General features: G+C 55.0%; 18 protein-coding genes. 16 read left to right on the top strand and 2 right to left on the bottom strand.

Going from position 1 to position 22433, the window contains the following annotated elements; genetic code table 11:
• Window positions 1–32 precede the first annotated feature (32 nt).
• Both CXF87_RS16630 and map read right to left on the bottom strand, forming a co-directional pair.
• Window positions 33–2708: a [protein-PII] uridylyltransferase gene (locus CXF87_RS16630; RefSeq protein ID WP_101147415.1), complete on the bottom strand. Its 2676-nt coding sequence runs from the start codon at window positions 2706–2708 to the stop codon at window positions 33–35.
• Window positions 2708–3499, bottom strand: a complete 792-nt coding sequence (gene map, locus CXF87_RS16625) for a type I methionyl aminopeptidase (RefSeq protein WP_101147414.1) — start codon at window positions 3497–3499, stop codon at window positions 2708–2710. Before map ends, CXF87_RS16630 begins: the two co-directional genes overlap by 1 nt.
• Before the next feature lie 346 nt (window positions 3500–3845).
• On the opposite strand from map, the gene rpsB reads away from it, so the two are divergent.
• The 16 genes from rpsB (at window position 3846) to dnaE (ending at window position 22366) form a co-directional block, all read left to right on the top strand.
• Window positions 3846–4595, top strand: coding sequence for a 30S ribosomal protein S2 (gene rpsB / locus CXF87_RS16620; RefSeq protein ID WP_008959879.1), 750 nt, complete (start codon window positions 3846–3848; stop codon window positions 4593–4595).
• 229 nt (window positions 4596–4824) lie between these two features.
• Window positions 4825–5694 (top strand): translation elongation factor Ts, encoded by an 870-nt coding sequence (gene tsf, locus CXF87_RS16615; RefSeq protein ID WP_101147413.1) that lies wholly within the window; start codon window positions 4825–4827, stop codon window positions 5692–5694.
• Between the two features lie 179 nt (window positions 5695–5873).
• Window positions 5874–6653 (top strand): UMP kinase, encoded by a 780-nt coding sequence (pyrH, locus tag CXF87_RS16610; protein ID WP_008959877.1) that lies wholly within the window; start codon window positions 5874–5876, stop codon window positions 6651–6653.
• Window positions 6654–6657: 4 nt separating this feature from the next.
• Window positions 6658–7215 carry a ribosome recycling factor gene (gene frr, locus CXF87_RS16605; protein ID WP_101147412.1) on the top strand — a complete coding sequence of 186 codons (558 nt, stop codon included), beginning with the start codon at window positions 6658–6660 and terminating at the stop codon, window positions 7213–7215.
• Window positions 7216–7308: 93 nt separating this feature from the next.
• Window positions 7309–8097 carry a polyprenyl diphosphate synthase gene (gene uppS, locus CXF87_RS16600; RefSeq protein WP_101147411.1) on the top strand — a complete coding sequence of 263 codons (789 nt, stop codon included), beginning with the start codon at window positions 7309–7311 and terminating at the stop codon, window positions 8095–8097.
• Window positions 8090–8920, top strand: coding sequence for a phosphatidate cytidylyltransferase (locus tag CXF87_RS16595; RefSeq protein ID WP_101147410.1), 831 nt, complete (start codon window positions 8090–8092; stop codon window positions 8918–8920). The genes uppS and CXF87_RS16595 overlap by 8 nt, the downstream gene beginning before the upstream one ends.
• Window positions 8917–10134 carry a 1-deoxy-D-xylulose-5-phosphate reductoisomerase gene (gene ispC, locus CXF87_RS16590; RefSeq protein ID WP_101147409.1) on the top strand — a complete coding sequence of 406 codons (1218 nt, stop codon included), beginning with the start codon at window positions 8917–8919 and terminating at the stop codon, window positions 10132–10134. The genes CXF87_RS16595 and ispC overlap by 4 nt, the downstream gene beginning before the upstream one ends.
• 45 nt (window positions 10135–10179) lie before the next feature.
• Window positions 10180–11538 (top strand): RIP metalloprotease RseP, encoded by a 1359-nt coding sequence (gene rseP / locus CXF87_RS16585; protein ID WP_101147408.1) that lies wholly within the window; start codon window positions 10180–10182, stop codon window positions 11536–11538.
• A 100-nt stretch (window positions 11539–11638) separates the two neighbouring features.
• Entirely contained in the window at window positions 11639–13990 is a 2352-nt protein-coding gene (gene bamA / locus CXF87_RS16580; RefSeq protein WP_442906376.1) for an outer membrane protein assembly factor BamA, read from the top strand.
• A gap of 58 nt (window positions 13991–14048) precedes the next feature.
• Window positions 14049–14540, top strand: a complete 492-nt coding sequence (locus tag CXF87_RS16575; RefSeq protein WP_101147407.1) for an OmpH family outer membrane protein — start codon at window positions 14049–14051, stop codon at window positions 14538–14540.
• A gap of 52 nt (window positions 14541–14592) precedes the next feature.
• A complete protein-coding gene (gene lpxD, locus CXF87_RS16570; RefSeq protein ID WP_101147440.1) occupies window positions 14593–15627 on the top strand; it encodes a UDP-3-O-(3-hydroxymyristoyl)glucosamine N-acyltransferase in 1035 nt (344 codons plus the stop codon).
• Between the two features lie 159 nt (window positions 15628–15786).
• Window positions 15787–16230, top strand: coding sequence for a 3-hydroxyacyl-ACP dehydratase FabZ (fabZ, locus tag CXF87_RS16565; RefSeq protein WP_101147406.1), 444 nt, complete (start codon window positions 15787–15789; stop codon window positions 16228–16230).
• Entirely contained in the window at window positions 16227–16994 is a 768-nt protein-coding gene (gene lpxA, locus CXF87_RS16560; RefSeq protein ID WP_101147405.1) for an acyl-ACP--UDP-N-acetylglucosamine O-acyltransferase, read from the top strand. Before fabZ ends, lpxA begins: the two co-directional genes overlap by 4 nt.
• 17 nt (window positions 16995–17011) lie before the next feature.
• Window positions 17012–18184, top strand: coding sequence for a lipid-A-disaccharide synthase (gene lpxB, locus CXF87_RS16555; protein ID WP_101147404.1), 1173 nt, complete (start codon window positions 17012–17014; stop codon window positions 18182–18184).
• Window positions 18174–18821, top strand: a complete 648-nt coding sequence (rnhB, locus tag CXF87_RS16550) for a ribonuclease HII (protein ID WP_101147403.1) — start codon at window positions 18174–18176, stop codon at window positions 18819–18821. Before lpxB ends, rnhB begins: the two co-directional genes overlap by 11 nt.
• A 38-nt stretch (window positions 18822–18859) precedes the next feature.
• Entirely contained in the window at window positions 18860–22366 is a 3507-nt protein-coding gene (gene dnaE / locus CXF87_RS16545) for a DNA polymerase III subunit alpha (protein WP_101147402.1), read from the top strand.
• Window positions 22367–22433: the final 67 nt, after the last annotated feature.

Raw genomic sequence — 22433 nt, 5'->3', positions numbered from 1 at the left:
AGCAATAGTTGAGAAAGTTAGAGTGTAATTTGTCAAACCCCTAACACTTCAATCAGCCGCTCGCGTAGCTGCTGTTGTCGTTCAGGGTCGGTCAGCGGTTCGCCAGCCTTGGTGGTAATGAAGAAGACGTCTTCCACCCGCTCGCCGAGAGTGGCAATTTTTGCCGCTGAAAGGGAAATATCCTGCTCCATAAAGATTCGACCCACGCGAGCCAGCAGGCCGGGGCGGTCGGGGGCCGTTAGTTCCAGCATGGTGCGCTCATTGGCCGGGTCCTGCTCAATCAGTACTTCCGTGGGTACCTTGAAATGCTTGAGCTGGCGCGGCGTGTGGCGCGTGACGATATCTGGATAGTCATCGGGGTCATCAAGCTCTTCAACTAAGTGTTGGCGCATTTCTTCGATGTGCGCAGGGTCGCGAATCGGTTGGCCATGGCTGTCGAGCACAATAAAAGTGTTCAGCGTCCAGTCGTTGTGGGAAGTGGCGATGCGTGCGTCGTGGATCGATAGCCCCAGCTGCTCCATGGCGGCGGCAGTGGCGGCGAACAGATCATCCACCGAACGGGTATGGATAAACACCTTGGTGCCGCCTTCGGCCATGTCGGCGGTGGGCGCGCTGATCAACACCAGCGGCAGCGGCGACTGGTTGTGGTTCAGGATGCCTTGGGTCTGCCAGACAATTTCGCTAGGCGCATACTGGAGAAAGTAGTCCTCCCCGAGGGATTCCCAAAGCTGGTCGATTTGTGCCCGGTTAACGCCAATAGTTTGCAGTAGCGAGCGCGCCTCGGTGCGCGTTTCGCGTACCCAGTCATCTCTGTCAGGTGGGTTGTTTAGGCCGCGGCGCAGAGCACGCTTGGTCTCAGCATGCAGCTGGCGTAGCAGTGTCGCCCGCCAGCCGTTCCACAGCGTTGGATTGGTCGCGTTGATATCGGCAACGGTGAGCACATACAGGTAATCCAGGCGGGTTTCATTACGCACCACCAGGGCAAAATCGCGAATCACATCGGGGTCGCTAATATCGCGCTTTTGCGCGGTCATCGACATCAGCAGGTGGTGCTCCACCAGCCAGCTGACCAAGTTCGTATCGTGAGGCGAGACGTGATGCCGCTGGCAGAACTGTTCAACGTCCCGGGCACCAATTTCCGAGTGGTCGCCGCCACGGCCCTTGCCGATATCGTGAAATAGCCCGGCAATCCACAGTAGATCCAGCTTGGGAAGCTGCTGCATCAGCGCTGCCGCCACGGGGAAGTCGCCTTTCGCTTCCGGCTTACGGAAGCCGTGCAGAAACTTGAGCAGCCGCAAAGTGTGGGCATCGACGGTATAGATATGAAACAGGTCGTGCTGCATCAACCCCACGGCGCGGCCAAATTCGGGCAGGTACTTGCCCAAAATGCCGTAGCGGTTCATGCGGCGAAGCTGGCGCGGTACGTTGCCAGGGGCGCGCATAATGGCCATAAACAGCCGCTGGTGGCGCGGGTCTTCCCGGTAGTGGTCGTCAATCTGGTGGCGATGATCACGAATCAGTCGGATGGTATCGGCGCGAACCCCTTCAATTTCGGGGTGCTTGGCCATCAACAGAAACAGCTCCAGCATCGCTGCCGGTCGCTCGCGGAACAGGTTACGCGAGCGTACTTGAATATAACCGCCCTTAGTTTCAAAGCGCTCGTTCAATTTAACGGTGGTCAGTGCCTCTTTGCCGCGCAGGATGACTTCGTCAAAATGCTGCAGCAGCATATCGTTAAGGCCCGCTAGCGCGGTGACATGGCGGTAGTAGCGCTTCATAAACTGCTCAACCGCGAGGCGTTCAGGCGTATCGCGGAAACCAAACATCTCGGCAATGGTGCGCTGATGGTCAAATAGCAGGCGGTCTTCGGCGCGGTCGGTGAGCATATGCAGGGCGTAGCGCACTTGCCATAAAAACGCCTGTCCCTGGCTCAAAATGCGCAGTTCGGCGTCATTCATAAAGCCGTTAGCGACGATGTCGGTGTACTGTTCGGTGCCAAAGTGGCGTTTGGCTACCCAGCCGATCATCTGAATATCGCGCAACCCACCGGGGGAGCTTTTGAGGTTGGGCTCCAGGTGGTATTCGGAGTTGTTGTAGCGGTAGTGACGAGCAATCTGCTCCTGCCACTTGGCCTCAAAGAAGCGGTCGGCGGGCCAAATGTGCTCGGCGCTGAGGCGCTCACGCATCGCCTCACGCAATGCCTCCGGTCCCGCGATCAAACGTGATTCAAGCAGGTTGGTAATCACGGTCACGTCCGCTTCGGCTTCCCGTTCGCAATCGTTGAGCGAGCGCACGCTGTGACCAATCTCCAGGCCAATATCCCACAAAAACGTGATAAAGGCGGTAAGCGGTTCACGATAAGCGGTGTCGTCGTCCTGCTCCAGCAACAGCAGCAGATCAATGTCGGAGTGCGGGTGCAGTTCGCCCCGACCATAACCGCCGACTGCGACCAACGCGATGCCGTCATCGGGCCACTCGTGTTGCGACCAGGCAATGGCCAATAGCTGATCTAGGTACCAGGCGCGACCACGAACGAGATCGCGAATATCCGCTCCGGCGCGAAACTGGTCATCGAAGCGTGCTTGTAGTTCACGCAGCGCGGCCTTGAACGGGGCGACCGGGGAGCGAGAACCTGCAAGCTCGGTGCGAAACAGGTCTAAATCGTAAAGCGAGGTGTCCGGTTCAAACCGGTAGTGGTGAAGAAGCATCAGTTGGTCAAAAAACTGAAGTCTTCGTCGCGACGCGCGGTCAGCACTTCAACACCAGATTCAGTGACCAGCAGCGTGTGTTCCCACTGGGCGGAGAGGCTGCGATCCTTAGTGACGGCGGTCCAGCCATCGCGCAGTACCTTGGTTTTATAGTCACCGACATTAATCATCGGTTCGATGGTGAAGCACATGCCGGCAGCAAGCTTGATATCGGCGTCCGGCGCGTAGCCGTCGTAGTGCAAAAACTGCGGCTCCTCATGGAAATCAGCGCCGATACCGTGTCCGCAGAAGTCGCGCACCACCGAGTAGCCGTGCTCTTCGGCATGCTTTTGAATCACTCGAGCCAGTTCGGAAAGACGTACGCCAGGCTTCACCAGTTCAATGCTCTTATACAGGCACTCCTGGGTGATGCGGCACAGCCGTTCGCCCTGGATAGTCTCGCCCACCACGAACATCACGCTGGAGTCGCCGTGGTAGCCATCCTTGGTCTTGACGGTGATGTCCAGGTTCATGATGTCGCCGTTCTTGAGCTTCTTGGCGTCATCGGGAATGCCATGGCACACCACATGGTTAATAGAGGTGCAGGTTGCCTTGGGAAAACCGTGGTAGTTCAGCGGTGCCGGGGCCGACCCCAGTTCGTTAACGATATAGTCGTGACAAAGACGGTCGATTTCCCCCGTGCTGACCCCTGCCTGGACATGAGGGGTGATCATTTCGATAACGCTAGCCGCTTGGCGCCCGGCTTCGCGCATGTGTTCGATTTCAGAAGGCGTCTTGATAGGAACGTTCATGAATACTCGATATGGATTCAGAATGGAAAAATTGAATGGCGCAATTTAAGACCGTCAAACGGGGTGCGACTTCATCTTGGCAATGATCTATGGTATAAAGCCGCGCGCTTTCCTGCAATCGTGATTCCAAGCTTCTTAGCTGGGAAAGGCGGCAGTAGGGTAGGGCGATGAATCCGCAGCATGCTCATTAAAGAGCAACTGCTTGTTTGATCACTAAAAACATCAAGCCTTAAAAACACACATGCACCGGCACATGGTCCCGGGTGCCGCTGGCAGCGTTTAACGCGGTCAACGGTCGGATCCATGGGGTGCGTGGAGGCCTAACCCGAGTTTGAGGAGTTTTACCATGTCTCACGTTAATATGCGTGACCTGCTGAAAGCAGGCGCTCACTTTGGTCACCAGACCAAGTACTGGAACCCGAAGATGAGCAAGTTTATCTTCGGCGCGCGCAACAAGATTCACATCATCAACCTTGAGCACACTCTTCCTGCGCTGAATGAAGCGATCGATGTGGTCGAGAAGATGGCGGCATCCAACAACAAAATTTTGTTTGTTGGCACCAAGCGCAGCGCTAGCAAGGTAATTAAAGAAGAAGCGAACCGTGCCGGTCAGCACTTCGTCAACCATCGCTGGTTGGGCGGCATGTTGACTAACTTCAAGACCATCCGTCAGTCGATTAAGCGTCTGCGCGATCTTGAAACCATGCGCGAAGACGGCACGTTCGAGAAACTGACCAAGAAAGAAGTCCTGGTAGCAACTCGCGAGCAAGAAAAGCTTGAGCGTTCTATCGGCGGTATCAAGAACATGGGCGGCCTGCCGGACGCACTGTTCGTTATCGACGTTGACCACGAGCGCATCGCGATCAACGAAGCCAACAAACTGGGTATCCCGGTTATCGGCGTGGTGGATACTAACTCCAACCCCGATGGCGTTGATTACGTAATCCCAGGCAACGATGACTCCATCCGCGCTATCCAGATCTACGTTAAAGCGATTGCGGATGCGTGTGGTCGTGCCAAAGAAGGCAACGCACAAGAGTTTGTTGAAGTGACCGAAGAGGCCGCTGCAGCTGAAGACAACACTGCCGCCGAGTAATCGCAGCAGTGGGTGCGGTAAGCAGGTGTGCCGCATCAAGATAAAAGGGGGCTATGCCCCCTTTTTCCCGCGACAGATGAACTGTCTGAGCGGACGAATTTGCCGGCACTCATTACCGGCCCCGCAATTCAGAGAGACATAGGGCAGTGTGATATATGATGGTCATTTATCATGCCTATACTCTGTGTTGCGTTTAACTCTCATAGAACCATTTCAGAGGTGAATTCTCATGGCAGCTATCAGCGCCTCTCAGGTCAAGGAACTTCGCGAACGTACCGGTCTCGGCATGATGGAGTGTAAAAAAGCACTCACCGAAACCGACGGTGATATCGAAGTTGCGATTGAAAACCTGCGCAAAAGCTCAGGCCTAAAAGCGGCTAAGAAAGCCGACCGCATCGCCGCCGAAGGTGTTGTGGTAACGCGTGTAGCGGAAGATGGTAGCTACGGCGTAATGGTCGAAATCAACTCCGAGACTGACTTTGTTGCTCGTGATGACAATTTCATCGCGTTTGCCGACAAGATCGCCGGTGCTTTCTTTACTGCGAAAAGCGAAGATGTTGCAGCCGTCATGGCGGGCGAGCTTGAAACAGCACGCGAGCAGTTGGTTCAGAAAATCGGTGAAAACATTGGCGTGCGTCGTGCCGTCGTTGTTAACGCTGCTGACGGTGGCTTAGTGGGTGAATACGTCCACGGTGGCCGCATTGGCGTTCTAACCGTGCTGACTGGTGGCACTTCGCAAGTCGCTAAAGACGTTGCGATGCACGTAGCTGCGATCAATCCTGCGGTTGCCCATCCTGCCGACATGCCGCAAGAGCAGCTAGATCAGGAAAAAGCGATTATTCTGGCGCAGCCAGATATGGCCGGTAAGCCGGAGCAGATCGCTGAGAAAATGGTTCAAGGTCGCTTGAAAAAGTACCTGGCTGAAAACAGCCTGACCGAGCAGCCGTTTGTTAAAGACCCGAACCAGACCGTTGCTGAGTTCGTTAAAGCAGCGGGCGGCGAAGTGGTTGGTTTCACGCGCTTTGAAGTTGGCGAAGGCATCGAGAAAGAAGAAGTCGACTTTGCTAAAGAAGTTATGGAACAGGCTGGCCGTCGCTGAGGTCAGAGGTTTCAGAAAGAAGATGGCGTGCGCGCGAGCGCACGCCTTCGCGTATCCGGCCTCTGTATAATTGATGCTAGTATAACCGGCTCTTTTTTTATCGGTTTTATATGTTGTCAGTTTTATACATAGGGGCTGCCCCGCCTGCCTGTGTTCAGGTCTGCCTCAGGAGAGATGCCATGTCACGTGATGTTGAAGAACCTACCCCCCACGTAGCACCCAGCAAAGGCAAAGCTGAGAGTTCGAAGTCAAAATACAAGCGTATTTTGCTCAAGCTTTCTGGTGAAGCGTTAATGGGTGAACACGATTTTGGTATTGACCCTAAGGTGCTTGACCGAATGGCGCTGGAAATTGGTCAGCTAGTCGGCATTGGCGTGCAGGTGGGTATCGTGATTGGCGGCGGCAACTTGTTCCGCGGCGCGGCGCTCAATGAAGCTGGCATGGATCGTGTCACCGGCGACCATATGGGTATGTTAGCCACCGTGATGAACGCGTTGGCGATGCGCGACGCTTTAGAGCGCTCCAATATCCGTTCGCGGGTGATGTCGGCTATCCCGATGAGTGGTGTGGTAGAACATTATGACCGCCGAACCGCCATTCGTTATTTAACCTCAGGGGACGTGGTGTTGTTCTCTGCAGGGACGGGTAACCCCTTCTTCACCACCGATTCGGCGGCCTGTTTACGCGGCATTGAAGTGGACGCAGATGTGGTCATCAAAGCGACCAAAGTGGATGGCGTCTACAATAAAGACCCGGTAAAACACCCAGATGCTGTGAAGTATGACCAGCTCTCTTACGATGACGCCCTGGATCAAAAGTTGGGCGTGATGGATTTGACCGCAATCTGCCTGGTACGTGACCATAATATGCCGGTGCGGGTATTTGATATGAATAAGCCTGGTGCTCTACTGAATATGGTAGTAGGGGGCAAGGAAGGCACGCTGATATACAGAGGGTAATGACGTGATTAACGATATTAAGAAAGATGCCGAATCGCGCATGAAAAAAAGCGTTGAGGCGCTGCATAGTAACTTCAACAAGATTCGTACCGGCCGTGCTCACCCGAGTATTTTAGACGCCGTTACGGTGGAGTATTACGGCAGCCAGGTGCCGCTTAGCCAAGTGGCGTCGGTTAACGTTGAAGATGCTCGCACGCTGAGTATTGTGCCGTGGGAGCAGGGCATGGTGCCGAAAATTGAAAAGGCCATCATGACCTCCGACCTTGGCTTGAACCCGGCCAGCGCCGGTACGGTGATTCGGGTGCCGATGCCGATGCTAACCGAAGAAACCCGCAAAGGTTACATTAAACAAGCACGTAGCGAAGCCGAAAATGCTCGCGTTGCGGTGCGCAATGTACGTCGTGATGCTAACGGTGATTTCAAGTCGTTATTGAAAGATAAAGACATTACCGAAGACGATCAGCGTGAAGGCGAAGACGCCATCCAAAAGTTGACCGACAAGTATATCGCTGAGATTGATAAAGCGCTGGTCGCTAAAGAGCAGGATTTAATGCAGGTATAAACCTGTGATTTATGCAACCACGGGCAGCCTATGCTGCCCGTTTTGCCACACTCTGGCTGGTTTTTTTATGACTGATCTTTGGTGCGAGAAACCATGACGTCACCGCAGCTTCCTGAAGAACAGCCGGACGATACCGTTGCGCTTCCTCAGGCCGAGGAGGCGCCGCCGTCACACGTTGCTATCATTATGGATGGTAATAATCGCTGGGCGCGCGCGCGTGGACTTTCAGGCGTCCGTGGGCACCGCGCGGGTGTCGAAACGGTTCGTGCAGTGATACAGCGGGCCGCCGAGCGCGAGGTGAAAACGCTGAGTCTATTTGCCTTCTCCAGCGAAAATTGGAAGCGCCCTGCCGCAGAAGTTAATGCGTTGATGGAGCTGTTTTTGATGGCGCTCAAGCGTGAAGTCAAAAAGCTCAACGAGCGCAATGTTCGCCTCTCGATTATTGGCGAACAGCGCGGTTTCTCCCATGCGATACAAAAGCATATTCAGCGCGCTGAAGCGTTAACCGCACAGAATACGGGCATGCACTTGGTGATTGCTGCCAACTATGGTGGCCAATGGGACATCGCCCGCGCGGCGCGCGCCCTGGCCGAGCAAGTCGCGGCAGGCGATTTGGCACCGTCGGATATTGACGAAGTTTGCTTTGATAAAGCGATGGGGGTTGATGATGTGCCGGCCATTGATCTGTGTATTCGCACCAGCGGTGAGCAGCGGCTATCTAATTTTATGCTTTGGCAAATGGCCTATGCCGAGCTGCATTTTTCACCGCTGCTATGGCCTGATTTCGGTGCTGATGCGTTTGATGCGGCATTAAACGACTTCTGTCAGCGCCGTCGTCGCTTTGGCATGACGGACGAACAAATAGAGGCGCAAGGTGCTTAAACAGCGGATTATCACCGCAGCCTGGCTAGCACCGCTGGTGTTGGCTGGCCTGTTTGGATTGGACGGTGGCGCCTTTGCGCTGTTTACGGCGCTGATTGTGCTACTTGGCACCTGGGAGTGGGCCAATTTAGCTGGCCTCACCCGCACAGCGCAGCGTGCTCAACTAGTGGCCGGTATGGCAGCGTTAATGCTGATGATGTGGCTAATAGATGCCGCAACATCGGCATGGCCGCTTTGGCTGGCCGCTGCAGGTTGGTTAATCAATCTTTACTGGGTAACTCGCTACCCTGCCGCTGGCCGGCAGTGGCAAGCTACCTCGCGACGACTGGCAATGGGCCTTTGGGTGCTATTGCCTTGCTGGGTCGGTTTTAACGTGCTGCGTGAGAGCGGTATGGCGTGGCTGTTGTTTGTGCTGTTGCTGGTGTGGTGTGCTGATATCGGCGCCTATTTTGTGGGCCGCAACTGGGGTAAGCGCAAACTGGCACCTCGCGTCAGTCCTGGTAAATCCTGGGAGGGCGTGTACGGCGGCTTAGCAGCAACGGCTATTCTGGCCGTTGTGTTTGCCGTGTGGCTATCACTGGGTATGGCCAGTAGCCTCACGCTTATCCTCGTGACAGCAGTCGTTACATTGACCTCTGTGCTTGGGGATCTGCTGGAGAGCATGCTCAAACGTCACCGCAATATCAAAGATTCAAGCCAGCTGCTGCCAGGCCACGGCGGGGTGCTGGATCGCATCGATAGCCTGACCGCGGCGATTCCGCTATTTGCGCTGTTTTATCTTGAAGTGCTTATGCCGATGCTGGTTCAGGGGCAGCCGCTATGAGCCAACGGCAGCATCCGCAAACTAAACCACCTACGCAGCGTGTGACGGTGCTTGGATCGACAGGATCCATCGGCACTAGCACGCTGGATGTAATCGGTCGCCATCCCGACCGCTATAGCGTTCATGCGCTTACCGCGCATACTTCAAAAGAGTCCCTGTTAGCCCAGTGTTTAACGCACCGTCCCGCAGTGACCGTGTTGGATGATGAGGCCGATGCTGCTTGGCTACGCCAAGAGCTCAAACGTGCGGGTCTGCCAACCGAGGTGAACGCAGGGCCAGAGGCGCTGTGTGAGGTTGCTCGTGACGCTAGTGTAGATTGCGTGATGGCGGCTATCGTGGGTGCAGCAGGCTTGCTGCCTGCACTGGCCGCCGCCGAAGCGGGCAAGCGCGTGTTGCTGGCCAATAAAGAGGCACTGGTGATGAGCGGCGCACTGTTTATGGACGCTGTTTCGCGTTCAGGTGCGACGCTGTTACCGATTGATTCCGAACATAACGCCATTTACCAGTGTCTACCAGCAGAACATCGCGGTGGCTTGGCGCGCCACGGCATTAGCCAATTGCTGCTAACGGCCTCCGGCGGGCCCTTTCGTACCTGGAGCCAGGCTGATATTAATAACGTCACCCCCGAGCAAGCCTGCGCTCATCCAAACTGGTCAATGGGGCGTAAAATCTCCGTTGATAGCGCCACGCTGATGAACAAAGGGCTGGAGCTCATTGAAGCCTGCTGGCTGTTTGATGCGACGCCTGAGCAGATCCAGGTGGTGGTGCACCCACAAAGCGTGATTCACTCCATGGCGGCGTATCATGATGGCTCGGTGATTGCGCAGCTAGGTAATCCCGATATGCGCACACCCATCGCCTATGGGTTAGCGTGGCCTGAACGTATTGACGCTGGGGTCGAAACATTGGATCTTTTTCAGGTGGCGCGGCTAGATTTTGAAGCCCCCGATGAAGTCCGTTTCCCTTGTTTGGGGCTCGCCCGTGAAGCAATGCAGCAGGGCGGTATGGCGCCGGTAGTACTGAATGCGGCTAATGAAATAGCGGTTGATGCTTTTCTACAGCGTCAGCTCAGTTTTACGGCGATTGGACAGCTGGTGGCCGAGGTCTTATCGCGCCCCTATGAAGGCCGGGTCGATAGCCTTGAAAGTGTTTTAGCAACCGATCGATGGGCACGACAGCAGGCGTTGGAGCTGGTAACAAGGTGGTCCGCTTAAGCATTCGCTGGGCTGGTCGTAACGCGGGTCGTTAAGGAGTGCAGTGTGGGCCTGATACAGAATATTTTAGCGGTCATTGTAGTGCTGGGCCTGTTGGTAACCTTTCACGAGTTTGGCCACTTTTGGGTGGCGAGACGCTGTGGCGTCAAAGTGCTGCGTTTTTCGGTAGGCTTTGGCAAGCCACTATGGTCACGTGTTGACCGTCAAGGCACGGAATATGCGATAGCCGCGATTCCGCTGGGCGGCTATGTCAAAATGCTCGATGAGCGCGAGGCACCGGTACCGGAAGACCAGCTCGACCAGGCATTTAATCGCAAGACAGTCTGGCAGCGCATTGCTATTGTGGCCGCGGGGCCGATCGCTAATTTCTTGCTGGCGATTGTTGCCTACTGGGCGCTGTTTGTCGCGGGAACCACCGTGGTCTCGCCGATGGTCGGCAGCATCGTGCCTGACTCACCAGCCGCCGAGGCCGGGCTTGCCAACGGCGATGAGATTATCGCCATTCAGGGCGACGAAATGCGCTCTTGGGAAGATGTGAATCTGAAGCTAGTGTCTATTATTGGCTTCAGTGGTGAGCTGGATATCGACGCACGTTCTGAAGGTGCCACTGACATACAGCGCTTTGAATTACCTGTTACCGATTTTTTGGTTCGCCAAGATCCGCCACAGCCGCTGCAAACACTGGGCATTACCCCTTGGCAGCCGGAGTTTCCGGCAGTTTTAGGCCAAGTGGTCAGTGGTGAGGCAGCGGAACAAGCCGGCCTCATGGCGGGCGACACAATGGTCGCCATTAACGGCGAGCCAGTAGATGATTGGATGCACTTTGTTAATATTGTGCGTGGTAATCCAAACAAAACGCTGGAGCTCACCTACGAGCGCGACGGCGAACGGGCAACTGTTGATTTAACCCCAGGGCGTAACAGCCTGGATACTGGGGTCGAAATTGGGTATATCGGTGCCGGTGCTCAGCAAGTTGAGTGGCCAGCAGCGTTTCAGCGTGAGATTCGCTATGGTCCTATCGAAGCGGTAGGCCAAGCGTTATCACGTACCGGTGAGATGACGTTACTCACCGTTGACGCCATTCGAAAGATGTTGGTGGGGCTTATTTCACCTTCCAATCTCTCGGGGCCCATCACCATTGCTCAGATCTCTGGCGATTCGGCTCGTGCTGGGATGGAAGCGTTTATCGGTTTTCTAGCGTATCTTTCTATCAGCCTTGGGGTGCTTAACTTATTGCCTATCCCGGTGCTCGATGGTGGCCACTTGCTTTATTATTTTATGGAGATCGTACGTGGGCGGCCAGTATCTGAAAAAACTCAAGCGGTAGGATTGCGCATTGGGCTTGCCATGGTCGGCACCCTGATGTTGATGGCCCTCTATTTTGATCTGATGCGCCTGTGGTAATGACGCGTGTAGCGCACAGGATGCCTTGTCATCTGCCTGCACAAATGTATATGGTGCCTTTCTGGAATGAACGGCAGACCAACGCGAGCGAATTGACTGCATGAAAATCAAGACCCTTGGAATGGCGGCACTCTTGCTGGCAGGCGCCAGCGGCGCCCAAGCACAATCCTTTGATGTTTCTGACATTCGAGTGGAAGGACTGCAGCGGGTATCCGCCGCCTCGGTCTTCAATGCATTCCCGGTGAGCGCCAATGAGCGTGTCAGCGAAGCGCAGTTGGCTGCCGCTGCCCGTGACCTGTTTGCCACCGGGCTATTCGATGATGTCTCACTGGCCCGTGAGGGGGATGTGCTCGTTATTCAGGTGGTCGAACGACCCACCATTGCTCGGCTGGACATCAGCGGTAACGATCAAATATCCGAAGAAGACTTGCGCGACGGGTTGCGCCAATCGGGGCTTTCGGAAGGCCAAGTACTTGAGCTTTCCACGCTGGAAGAGATTCAGCGCGAATTGGAAGGTGTCTACCAGGCTCAAGGTCGTTATAGCGCCAGTATTGATACCGAAGTTGAAGAAGTCGATGAAGGCCGCGTTCAGGTCAATATCAATATCAACGAAGGCGAAGTCGCCAAAATTCGACAAATCAATATTGTCGGCAACGAAGCCTTTGACGACGAGACGCTACGCGAAGTGTTTGAGTTAGAGGATCGACCGGGGCGTTTTTTTGGCTGGTTCTCTAGCGATGAATACTCCCGTGAAGCGCTATCCGGTGATATTGAACGGCTGCGTTCGTTCTACCTGGATCGTGGCTACGTCAACTTTGATGTGACATCCACTCAAGTGTCGATTGGTCCGGAAAAATCCGAAATCTTTATCACCTTAAACGTTGATGAAGGTACCCAGTATCGCGTTGGTAATATTCGTTTCGCAGGTGATCTACAGATCAGCGAAAATGAAGCCCGCCAACTGCTGACCGTCGAAGAAGGTGAGATTTTCTCCCGCGGCGATGTCAATGCGTCCACGGAAGCCTTACGTCAGCGTTTAGGTGCTGAAGGTTTCGCTTTTGCTGATATCCAGGGCGTGCCTGAAATGTCAGATGATGGTGAAACGGTGGATCTGGTCATTGCCGTCAATCCCGGTGAGCGTGCCTATGTGCGCCGTATTGAGTTCTTTGGTAATACCACGACTCAAGATGAAGTGCTACGCCGTGAAATGACGCAGTTGGAAGGCGCACCTGCTTCCACCGAAGCCATTACACAATCGCGTCAGCGTCTTGAGCGTTTGGGCTTCTTTAGCCAAGTAGAGGTGGATACTCAGCCTGTCCCTGGTGAGCCGGACTTGCTCGACGTCACTTATAACGTGGAAGAGCAGCCTTCTGGCTCAGTCTCTGCAAGCGTCGGTTTCTCCCAGAGCGCGGGTGTTATTTACGGCGTAGGCCTATCGCAGAATAACTTCCTCGGTACAGGCAATCGCGTCAATGTAGGTGCTCAGCGCAGTGATACGTTTACTAGCGTTAACTTCGGGTTCACCGATCCCTACTGGACGTTGGACGGGATCTCGCGCGGTTACAATTTGTTCTATCGCGAAACCGACTATGCCGATTCGGATATATCGACATTCTCAACCGATGCTTACGGTGCTGGTATCAACTTTGGTTACCCCGTTAGCGAGCTTTCACGGCTTAACTTCGGCGCCAGCATTGAAGACCTAACGGTTAAGACTTATTTCGATACTGCTTCAGAAATTCGCCGCTATGTAGAAGATCAAGGTGAAGATGACCAAAGTCTCAAGCTAACGGCAAGCTGGACGCGTAATAACCTTAACCGTGGGATTATGCCGACAGCGGGCAATTACCAGCGTTTGTCAGTGGAAACGGGTGTGCCGGGTAGCGATGCGGAGTACTACAAGCTGCGTGCCCGTGCTCAGCAGTTTTTCCCGATCAATAATGACGAGTCCTTCGCATTCAAATTTACCGGTAACGTTGGCTATGCCGATACGTTGGGTGGTAACGATCCGTTCCCGTTCTATGAAAACTTCTACGCGGGCGGGTTAGGCTCGGTTCGTGGTTACACCTCTAATACACTTGGGCAGCGCACTACGCCTGCTAATGAAGGTGGCCGTGATCGCACCTTAGGCGGCAACGTTTCCATCGAAGGTAGCGCTGAAATTATTTTCCCGCTGCCATTTATTGAAGATCAGCGTGCGCTGCAAACATCGCTGTTCATTGATGGCGGTAATACCTTCTTAAGCTCTTGTTACGATGTGCTGGATGAGGACGCAGGTCGGCAACAGTGTAGTTCTGGGGTGGACTTGGGCGATTTGCGCTACAGCGCGGGTGTCGGACTTGCCTGGTTGACACCGGTTGGGCCGCTAACATTTAGTATCGCTCAGCCATTGAATGATGAGAGCGGTGACGATACCCAGTTCTTCCAGTTTTCACTCGGCCAAACGTTCTAATTTTGCTAGATCGCGCACCATGGTGGTGCGCGCTAGCGTGACCTAAGGAGTTAACACAATGCGTAGACTGACAGCGGTTGTCTGCCTGTTAGGCGCGATGATTTTGCCTGCTCATGCGGCAGAAGTGGCGGTACTGGACTGGCGGGCAGCGTTGATGAATACCCAGTCTGCACAGGCGTCCCTCAATAGCCTGGAAGGGCAAATTGGTAATCAACAGCGTGAAGCGCAGAACTTGGGTAATGAGCTACAGCAGCGTCTTCAAAACGAAGGCGATACTATGGCGCAGTCTCAGCGCGAGTCATTGATAAGTGAACTGCAGCAAAAAGGCGGCCGCTTTGAGCAGCTTCGACAGGAAGTTATGCAAGCTCAGCAGCGCTCTGAGCAGCAGTTCTTGGAAGACGCTGAGTCGAAGCTGGAGCAGGCTGTTGCGCAAGTGTTAGAGCGCCATGGTATTGACGTACTGGTCGAACCTCAGGGTGTGCTGCATTCAGGGGTAGACTTGCCTAATGTGACGGATGAAGTCACCCAGATATTTAATACCTTGAACTAACTTTAAACGATGAGCGGTGTGGCTTAGCCACACCAATGCTCCCTGGGTTCCCATGACGCACGCTTCTCACCACCTTACCCTCGCCGACATTGCGCGCCATTTGGGTGTTGCCTTTAGCGGCAATGCACAGCAGCCGATACGTGGTCTGGCAACGCTAAAAGAAGCTCAGCCTGATCAAGTGGCTTTCTTAGCTAATCGCGCCTATTTAAAAGATTTGGCGACGACTAAAGCGGCGGCGGTGCTTCTGCACCCTGAACATGGCAAGCACTGCCCTGTACCGCGCCTTGAGATTGATAACCCTTATTTAGGCTACGCCAAACTATCGCAGCTGTTTGACCCCTTGCCTGCTCGCGACATTATGGGAATACATCCCACGGCAGTAGTGGCGGAAGATGCTCAGCTAGGTGCCGATGTCTCCATTCAAGCCCATGCTGTGATTGAAGCAGGTGTGGTACTGGGTGATCGCGTGGTGATCGGGGCTGGCAGCGTGGTCGGCGCCGACAGCATCATTGGCGAGGGAACGCGGCTACACGCCAACGTCACCCTCTGTCATGGCGTAGTGATTGGCAAGCGGGGAATCTTGCAAAGCGGCTGTGTGATCGGCGGTGATGGGTTCGGTTTTGCCCACGACGGCGCAGGCTGGCATAAAATTGCCCAGCTGGGCGGCGTCGTGCTCGGTGATGATGTGGAAGTAGGAAGTTGTTCCAGCATTGATCGCGGCGCGCTGGGTGATACGGTCATTGGCGATGACGTCAAAATCGATAGCCAGGTACAAATTGCTCATAACGTGATCATTGGCGACCACAGTGCCTTAGCGGGCTGTGTAGGTATTGCGGGCTCTACCAAGGTCGGAAAGCACTGTATGCTCGGGGGTGGCGTTGGTTTGTCAGGCCATCTGACCATCTGCGACGGGGTTCAGGTGACAGGGATGAGTTTGGTCACGAATTCAATCCATGAACCAGGGGTTTACTCTTCCGGTACCGGCGCCATGGCCAATACCCAGTGGCGAAAAAATGCAGTGCGTTTTAAACAGCTTGATGACATTGCTAAGCGCTTAGCAAGACTGGAAAAAAAGCAGCGTGATTAGTCTATGTGGTGAGTCGTCGCTGAATGATTTATCCGCTGCTGGCTTGAGACTGGTTAGCGGCGGGGTATAATCCTCAGCCTTTTAACCAGCAGGCGTGCTGGTGTTTACCTGACTCTTTTCATGAGTTCCAGGTTTTTTGTAATTTTAGAGGTCGCTACGATGGTTATGGATATCAATGAAATTCGCGAATACTTGCCCCACCGTTATCCTTTTTTATTGGTGGATCGAGTAACGCAGCTAGCCATCGGCGAATCGATTGTTGGGTATAAGAATGTCAGCATCAATGAGCCATTTTTCAATGGTCATTTCCCGCATCACCCCATTATGCCGGGTGTTTTAGTGCTTGAGGCGTTGGCTCAGGTTTGCGGCATTCTAGGCTTCAAAACCGTTAACAAACTGCCGGCAGATGGCTATGTATACTATCTCGTAGGTAGTGATAATGTGCGCTTTAAGCGTCCCGTTATGCCAGGTGACCAACTGACGTTAGAAGCGAATGTTATTAAAGGTAAACGGGGTATTTGGAAGTTTGCCTGCCGCGCTACGGTTGATGGTGAGTTGGCCTGCGAAGCGGAAATAATTTGTGCTGAGAGGAAAGTGGCTTGATACATCCTACTGCCCTGGTCGACTCAACGGCGCAGCTTGCAGACGACGTTGAAGTAGGACCTTTTAGCATTATTGGGCCCGACGTTATTATCGGTGCGGGTTCGGTGATTGGCCCCCATGTGGTAGTTAAAGGTCCTACTACGCTGGGTGAGCGCACGCGTATTTTTCAGTTCGCCTCGGTAGGTGAAGACTGTCAGGATAAAAAATATGCGGGTGAACCTACGCGACTAGTGATGGGCGACGATAACGTGATTCGCGAGGGTGCGACGCTGCATCGAGGCACGGTTCAGGATCGCAGCGAAACGACTATCGGGTCACGTAATCTATTTATGGCTTATGTGCATGTTGGTCACGACTGCGTCATCGGCAACGACTGTATTCTAGCTAACCAGGTGACCCTGGCTGGTCACGTCACTTTAGGCAATCATATCATTCTCGGTGGCTTGGCAGCTGTACATCAGTTCTGTCATTTTGGCGATCATGCGATGGCTGGAGGCGGTTCGATTATCACCAAAGACACGCCCGCGTATATCATGATTAACGGCAATCCGGCAGAAGCGCGCGGTCTTAATTTAGTGGGCTTGAAACGTCGTGGTTTTAGCCGCGAAGCGATCAGTGCCCTCACCACTGCTTATAAAATGGTCTATCGCCAAGGCTTAACAACGGAACAGGCGCTTATCGAAATGCGCAGCCGCTTTGATATGCCCGAGGTTGAGCATTTTGCCGCTTCTATTGAGCGTTCGACCCGCGGCATCACCCGCTAACCCATGCTGAACCTCTTATGACCCTGCAACGTGTTTATATCGTGGCCGGGGAGCTCTCCGGCGATATTCTTGGTGCTGGCCTGATGCGTGAACTTAAAGCACGTTACTCAGGCGTCGAGTTTCGTGGCATCGGTGGGCCGCGCATGCAGTCTGAAGGCATGGAGAGCCGCTTTCCTCTAGAAACTCTCGCTGTGATGGGGCTGGTCGAAGTACTAAAGCACCTCCCCGAATTGATCCGTGTGCGGCGTACATTAAAAGCCGAAGCGTTGGCCTGGCAGCCTGACATTATGCTGGGTATTGATGCACCAGACTTTAATTTAGGCCTGGAGCGCCAGCTCCGTGAGGCGGGTATTACCACCGCTCACTATGTGAGTCCTTCGGTATGGGCGTGGCGCCAGGGGCGCGTAAAAGGTATCGCCAAGTCGGTAAATGGCATGCTGACCTTGCTTCCTTTTGAAGCCGCTTTCTATCGTGAGCATCGCGTGCCTGTGGCGTTTGTGGGGCATCCCCTGGCAGACGAAATGCCGCTTCAAAATGACCGCGCTGCCACCCGTCAAGAGCTAGCATTAGCCCTGGATCGCCCGGTGTTGGCGCTATTGCCCGGCTCCCGAGCCAATGAAGTCCGTTTCCTGGGTGATACCTTTCTTGCCGCTGCCGAGCAGCTCTGTCAGCGTCAGCCCGAGCTTCAGGTCGTTATCCCCGCAGCAACGCCCGACCGCCGCCGTGAAATCAGTATGTTGCTGACGCACTATCCCCTGCTCACCGAGCGCACGACGCTCTTGGATGGTCAGGCTCGCGAAGCCATGGTGGCTAGCGACATCGTTCTGCTGGCCTCGGGCACTGCCGCGTTGGAGGCGATGCTATGTCATCGCTCTATGCTGGTCGCGTACAAGATGGCACCAATGACGCATTGGCTAGCCAAGCGAATGGTGAAAACTCAGTGGGTGTCGCTGCCCAATCTGATCGCTCAGGAGACGCTGGTGCCGGAACTGATTCAAGAGGCCGCCTCACCCGAGGCGATTGCCGACCAGCTCAGTGCCATGCTGTCAGATGAGGCAAGCCGCCATGCGTTGGAAGCACGTTTTGCCGAGATGCACGCTACGCTACAGCGCAACGCCAGTCGGCGCGCCGCCGAGGCGATCAGCCAGCTAGCAGCAGGTCAGCCACTGGAGACTGTTGATGGCCGTTAGAGATAGGGTGACAGCGCATTGGTTGATTGAGCACAAGGATTTTCAACCGCTAGAAATTGCCTACAGTGGTGAGCGTCTGGCAGGAGTGGATGAGGTAGGACGTGGGCCGCTGATCGGCAGCGTGGTAGCCGCCGCGGTAATTCTCGACCCCGCTCAGCCGGTTGACGGTCTTACCGATTCTAAAAAGCTTACTGCCAGTAGGCGTGAAGCGCTGGATAGCCAAATTCGCGAGCGGGCATTCGCCTTTGCCGTGGCAGAAGCCAGCGCTGCCGAAGTGGATGAGCTGAATATTTACCACGCCACCCACTTGGCCATGCGTCGAGCCATTGATGCACTGGCTCCGGCGGCGGAATATCTACTTGTGGATGGCAATAAATTACCTGGGCATCTGCTGCCCGGGCAGGCCGTGGTGAAAGGCGATGCGCGCCACGCGGCCATCGCCGCCGCCTCGATTCTGGCCAAGGTTGCCCGGGATGCCCAAATGGTTGCCTTGGATGAGTGCTATCCTGAATATGGTTTTGCGCGCCATAAAGGCTACCCGACCAAAGAGCACCTGACGGCGCTTGCAGCTCACGGGCCACTGGCCGAACATCGTCGTAGCTTTGCGCCGGTGCAGCGTCAGTTGGCGCTGCTTTAACGTATTTCTTCTTCATCTAGCGTATTTCTGAGAGTCTCATGACGGTCCCGTTCGTTCATTTACGTTTGCACAGTGAATACTCACTGGTCGACGGCCTGGTTAAGCTCAAATCGCTGGTCAGCACGACTGCTGAACGGGCGATGCCAGCGCTGGCCTTGACCGATGAAACCAACCTGTTTGGTCTGGTCAAGTTTTACAAAGCCGCCCAGGGGGCGGGGTTGAAACCGATCATTGGCAGCGACTTATGGCTGCAGAACCCTCATGACGAGTCTCACCCTTATCGGTTAACGCTGCTGGCCATGAATGAGGTTGGTTATCGCAACCTGACCGAGCTGATCTCGAAGGGCTGGACGCATGGTCAACGCCAGGGGCGCGCCATTCTCGATAAGCAGTGGGTACTGGAGCAGAGTGAAGGGCTGATTGCGCTGTCTGGTGCGCGAGAGGGCGATATTGGTCGCCATCTGCTCTCTGACCACGAACGAGAAGCGCGGCAACTGCTTGAAGAGTGGCAGGTCGCGTTTCCTGATCGCTTTTACCTAGAGCTGGTGCGCACCGGGCGCCCGCTGGAAGAGGCTTGTGTTCACGCCAGCGTCAAGCTAGCGATTGAAACCGGCACGCCGGTGGTGGCGACCAACGACGTACGCTTTTTAGAGCGCGAAGATTTTTGGGCCCACGAAACCCGCGTTGCCATTGGTGAAGGCAAGGCACTTGACGATCCACGTCGCGAGCGCCGCTACACCGAAGAGCAGTACCTAAAAAGCCCCGACGAGATGGCGGCGCTGTTTGCCGACATCCCCGAAGCGCTGGAAAACAGCGTGATGATTGCCGAGCGCTGCAGCGTGGACGTGCGTCTGGGCGAGATTTTCCTACCCGAATTCGGAATTCCTGAGGATATGACCCAGGATGAGTTCTTCCGCAAGGTCTCTCACGATGGCCTGACGGATCGACTCGATTTTCTCTTCCCTGCTGAACGCTATCCCCGCGACAGCGATGAATACAAGGCGATCGACCAGCGCTACCGCGATCGGCTGGAGTTTGAGCTTAACGTTATTATCCAGATGGGTTTTCCTGGCTACTTCTTGATCGTAATGGACTTTATCCAGTGGGCAAAAGATAACAGCGTTCCTGTAGGCCCTGGACGCGGCTCAGGTGCTGGCTCGCTGGTGGCTTATGCGCAAAAGATCACCGACCTTGACCCGATCGGCTATGACCTTCTCTTCGAGCGCTTCCTGAACCCGGAACGTGTCTCCATGCCCGACTTTGACGTCGATTTCTGTATGGAGAAACGCGATAAGGTAATTGAGTACGTGGCCGAGCGTTACGGACGCAATGCGGTATCTCAGATCGTGACGTTTGGCACCATGGCCGCCAAGGCCGTGGTGCGTGATGTTGCACGCGCTCAGGGGCGGCCCTACTCGCTGGGGGATAAGCTCTCCAAGCTGATCCCCTTTGAAGTGGGTATGACCCTGGCCAAGGCCATTGAGCAGGAACCGGCGCTCAAAGAGTTTATCGGCAACGACGAAGAGGCCGAAGAGATTTGGGAGATGGCCCTCAAGCTGGAGGGCACCACGCGGGGCACAGGTAAGCACGCAGGCGGTGTGGTCATTGCGCCGACCAAACTGACGGACTTCTCGCCGCTGTTATGCGACGAGGACGGTTCAGGCTTGGTGGTGCAATTCGATAAAAACGATATCGAAGAGGCCGGGCTGGTTAAGTTTGACTTTCTGGGTCTACGCACGCTGACGATTATCGACTGGGCGCTGGAGATGGTCGATAAGGTGCGCAGCGTCAATGGCCAGGGGCCGCTCAATATCGACAGCATCCCGCTGGACGACGCGCCGACCTTTGAGATGCTCAAACGCGCTGAAACCACCGCGGTGTTTCAGCTCGAATCCCGTGGCATGAAAGAGCTAATCAAGCGCCTGCTGCCTGACTCACTAGACGATATGATCGCCCTGGTGGCGCTGTTCCGCCCCGGCCCGCTGCAGTCGGGCATGGTGGATGACTTTATCAACCGTAAGCACGGCCGGGCCGAAGTCTCTTATCCACACCCGGATTACCAGCACGAGCTATTGAAACCAGTGTTGGCACCTACCTATGGCATCATTCTCTACCAAGAGCAGGTCATGCAGATCGCTCAGGTCATGGCGGGCTACAGCCTTGGCCAGGCCGATATGCTACGCCGTGCCATGGGTAAGAAAAAGCCCGAAGAGATGGCCAAGCAGCGCGATGGCTTTATGGAAGGTTGCGCCGCCAACGGTATCGATAAAGATCTTGCCGGTAACATCTTTGACCTGGTGGAAAAATTCGCCGGTTACGGCTTCAACAAGTCGCACTCGGCCGCCTACGCCTTGGTTTCCTACCAAACGGCGTGGCTAAAAGCCCACTATCCGGGGCCCTTTATGGCCGCGGTGATGTCCACGGAAATGGACAACCTGGATAAAGTGGTACCCCTGATTGAGGAGTGCCGCAACCTCAAGCTCACCGTGACGCCGCCGGATGTCAACGTGGGCGGTTACAAGTTCACCGTCGATACCGATGCCCGAGTGGTTTACGGCCTGGGTGCGATTCGTGGCGTGGGCGAAGGACCGATTGGCGCCATTGTTGAAGCTCGCGAGGCAGACGGCCCGTTTAAGGATATCTTCGACTTCTGTCGTCGCATGGACCCTAAACGGATGAATAAGCGCACCCTGGAAGCACTGATTCGCTCCGGCGCTCTGGATACCATCGGTCCCAATCGCGCGGTGCTATTCGCTGCCATGGAAGATGCGCTGAAAGCCGCCGCCCAGAACCATACCAATCAAAACCTGGGTATGCTGGATATGTTCGGTGACGCCTTCGTTGAAGCTGACGACAGCGATAGCAACGTTTACGCCGAATATATCAACGCCCGAGAGTGGACTGATCGCGAGCGCCTCTCTGGGGAGAAAGACACCCTGGGGCTTTACCTAACGGGTCACCCGATCGACGAGTACGAGCGGGAATTAAAGCGCTTTGTGTCTACCCGGATCAGTGATTTAAAGCCCTCCCGCGATCCCCAGCGTGTCGCCGGTCTGGTGGTCGGCGTGCGCACCATGAAATCCAAGCGCGGCGACACCATGGCGTTTATTACCCTTGACGACCGCACCGGGCGTATTGAAGCCTCGCTGTTTGGGGAGCTTTTTGAGCAGTTACGCGGTCAGATTGAGGCCGATCAAGTGTTGATCGTTGAGGGTGAGGTTTCCAGCGATGAGTTCTCCGGCGGTCTGCGCCTGCGTGGTAAAGACGTGACACCCATGGTGACGGCGCGCATTCGCTACGGCCAAGCCGTGGAACTGGCGCTGGACGCGGGTCAGATCAATGGTCGCTTAATTGAAACCCTGCGCGACAGCCTGACGCCGTATCGTGATGAAGCTGGTCTTCCAGTACGGCTGCAGTATCGCCACCCGGCAGCGGTCGCTTGGCTGGAACTTGCCGATGAGTGGAAAGTCGCGCCGAGCGACGATTTACTGCTGGCGCTGCGGGATGTACAGGGCCAAGCAGGTGTACAGCTACGCTATCGCTAAGTTAAAGAGCAGGTGCCCAGCTTGCGTGGCAGGGTGAGGGTGCGATAATGCGCTTTATTACATTCTT

The organism is Halomonas sp. MES3-P3E, assembly GCF_002836035.1.
GTDB classification, from domain to species: Bacteria; Pseudomonadota; Gammaproteobacteria; order Pseudomonadales; family Halomonadaceae; genus Vreelandella; species Vreelandella arctica.
Note: the sequence above shows the minus strand (reverse complement) of the source record. Positions and strands in the feature narration are given on the sequence as shown.

Excerpts from the sequence above, each read along its gene's own strand:
- CXF87_RS16630 (WP_101147415.1), bottom strand. The coding sequence starts at position 2,708 with ATGCTTCTTCACCACTACCGGTTTGAACCGGACACCTCGCTTTACGAT.
- map (WP_101147414.1), bottom strand. The coding sequence starts at position 3,499 with ATGAACGTTCCTATCAAGACGCCTTCTGAAATCGAACACATGCGCGAA.
- rpsB (WP_008959879.1), top strand. The coding sequence starts at position 3,846 with ATGTCTCACGTTAATATGCGTGACCTGCTGAAAGCAGGCGCTCACTTT.
- tsf (WP_101147413.1), top strand. The coding sequence starts at position 4,825 with ATGGCAGCTATCAGCGCCTCTCAGGTCAAGGAACTTCGCGAACGTACC.
- pyrH (WP_008959877.1), top strand. The coding sequence starts at position 5,874 with ATGTCACGTGATGTTGAAGAACCTACCCCCCACGTAGCACCCAGCAAA.
- uppS (WP_101147411.1), top strand. The coding sequence starts at position 7,309 with ATGACGTCACCGCAGCTTCCTGAAGAACAGCCGGACGATACCGTTGCG.
- ispC (WP_101147409.1), top strand. The coding sequence starts at position 8,917 with ATGAGCCAACGGCAGCATCCGCAAACTAAACCACCTACGCAGCGTGTG.
- bamA (WP_442906376.1), top strand. The coding sequence starts at position 11,639 with ATGAAAATCAAGACCCTTGGAATGGCGGCACTCTTGCTGGCAGGCGCC.
- CXF87_RS16575 (WP_101147407.1), top strand. The coding sequence starts at position 14,049 with ATGCGTAGACTGACAGCGGTTGTCTGCCTGTTAGGCGCGATGATTTTG.
- lpxD (WP_101147440.1), top strand. The coding sequence starts at position 14,593 with ATGACGCACGCTTCTCACCACCTTACCCTCGCCGACATTGCGCGCCAT.
- fabZ (WP_101147406.1), top strand. The coding sequence starts at position 15,787 with ATGGTTATGGATATCAATGAAATTCGCGAATACTTGCCCCACCGTTAT.
- lpxB (WP_101147404.1), top strand. The coding sequence starts at position 17,012 with ATGACCCTGCAACGTGTTTATATCGTGGCCGGGGAGCTCTCCGGCGAT.
- rnhB (WP_101147403.1), top strand. The coding sequence starts at position 18,174 with ATGGCCGTTAGAGATAGGGTGACAGCGCATTGGTTGATTGAGCACAAG.
- dnaE (WP_101147402.1), top strand. The coding sequence starts at position 18,860 with ATGACGGTCCCGTTCGTTCATTTACGTTTGCACAGTGAATACTCACTG.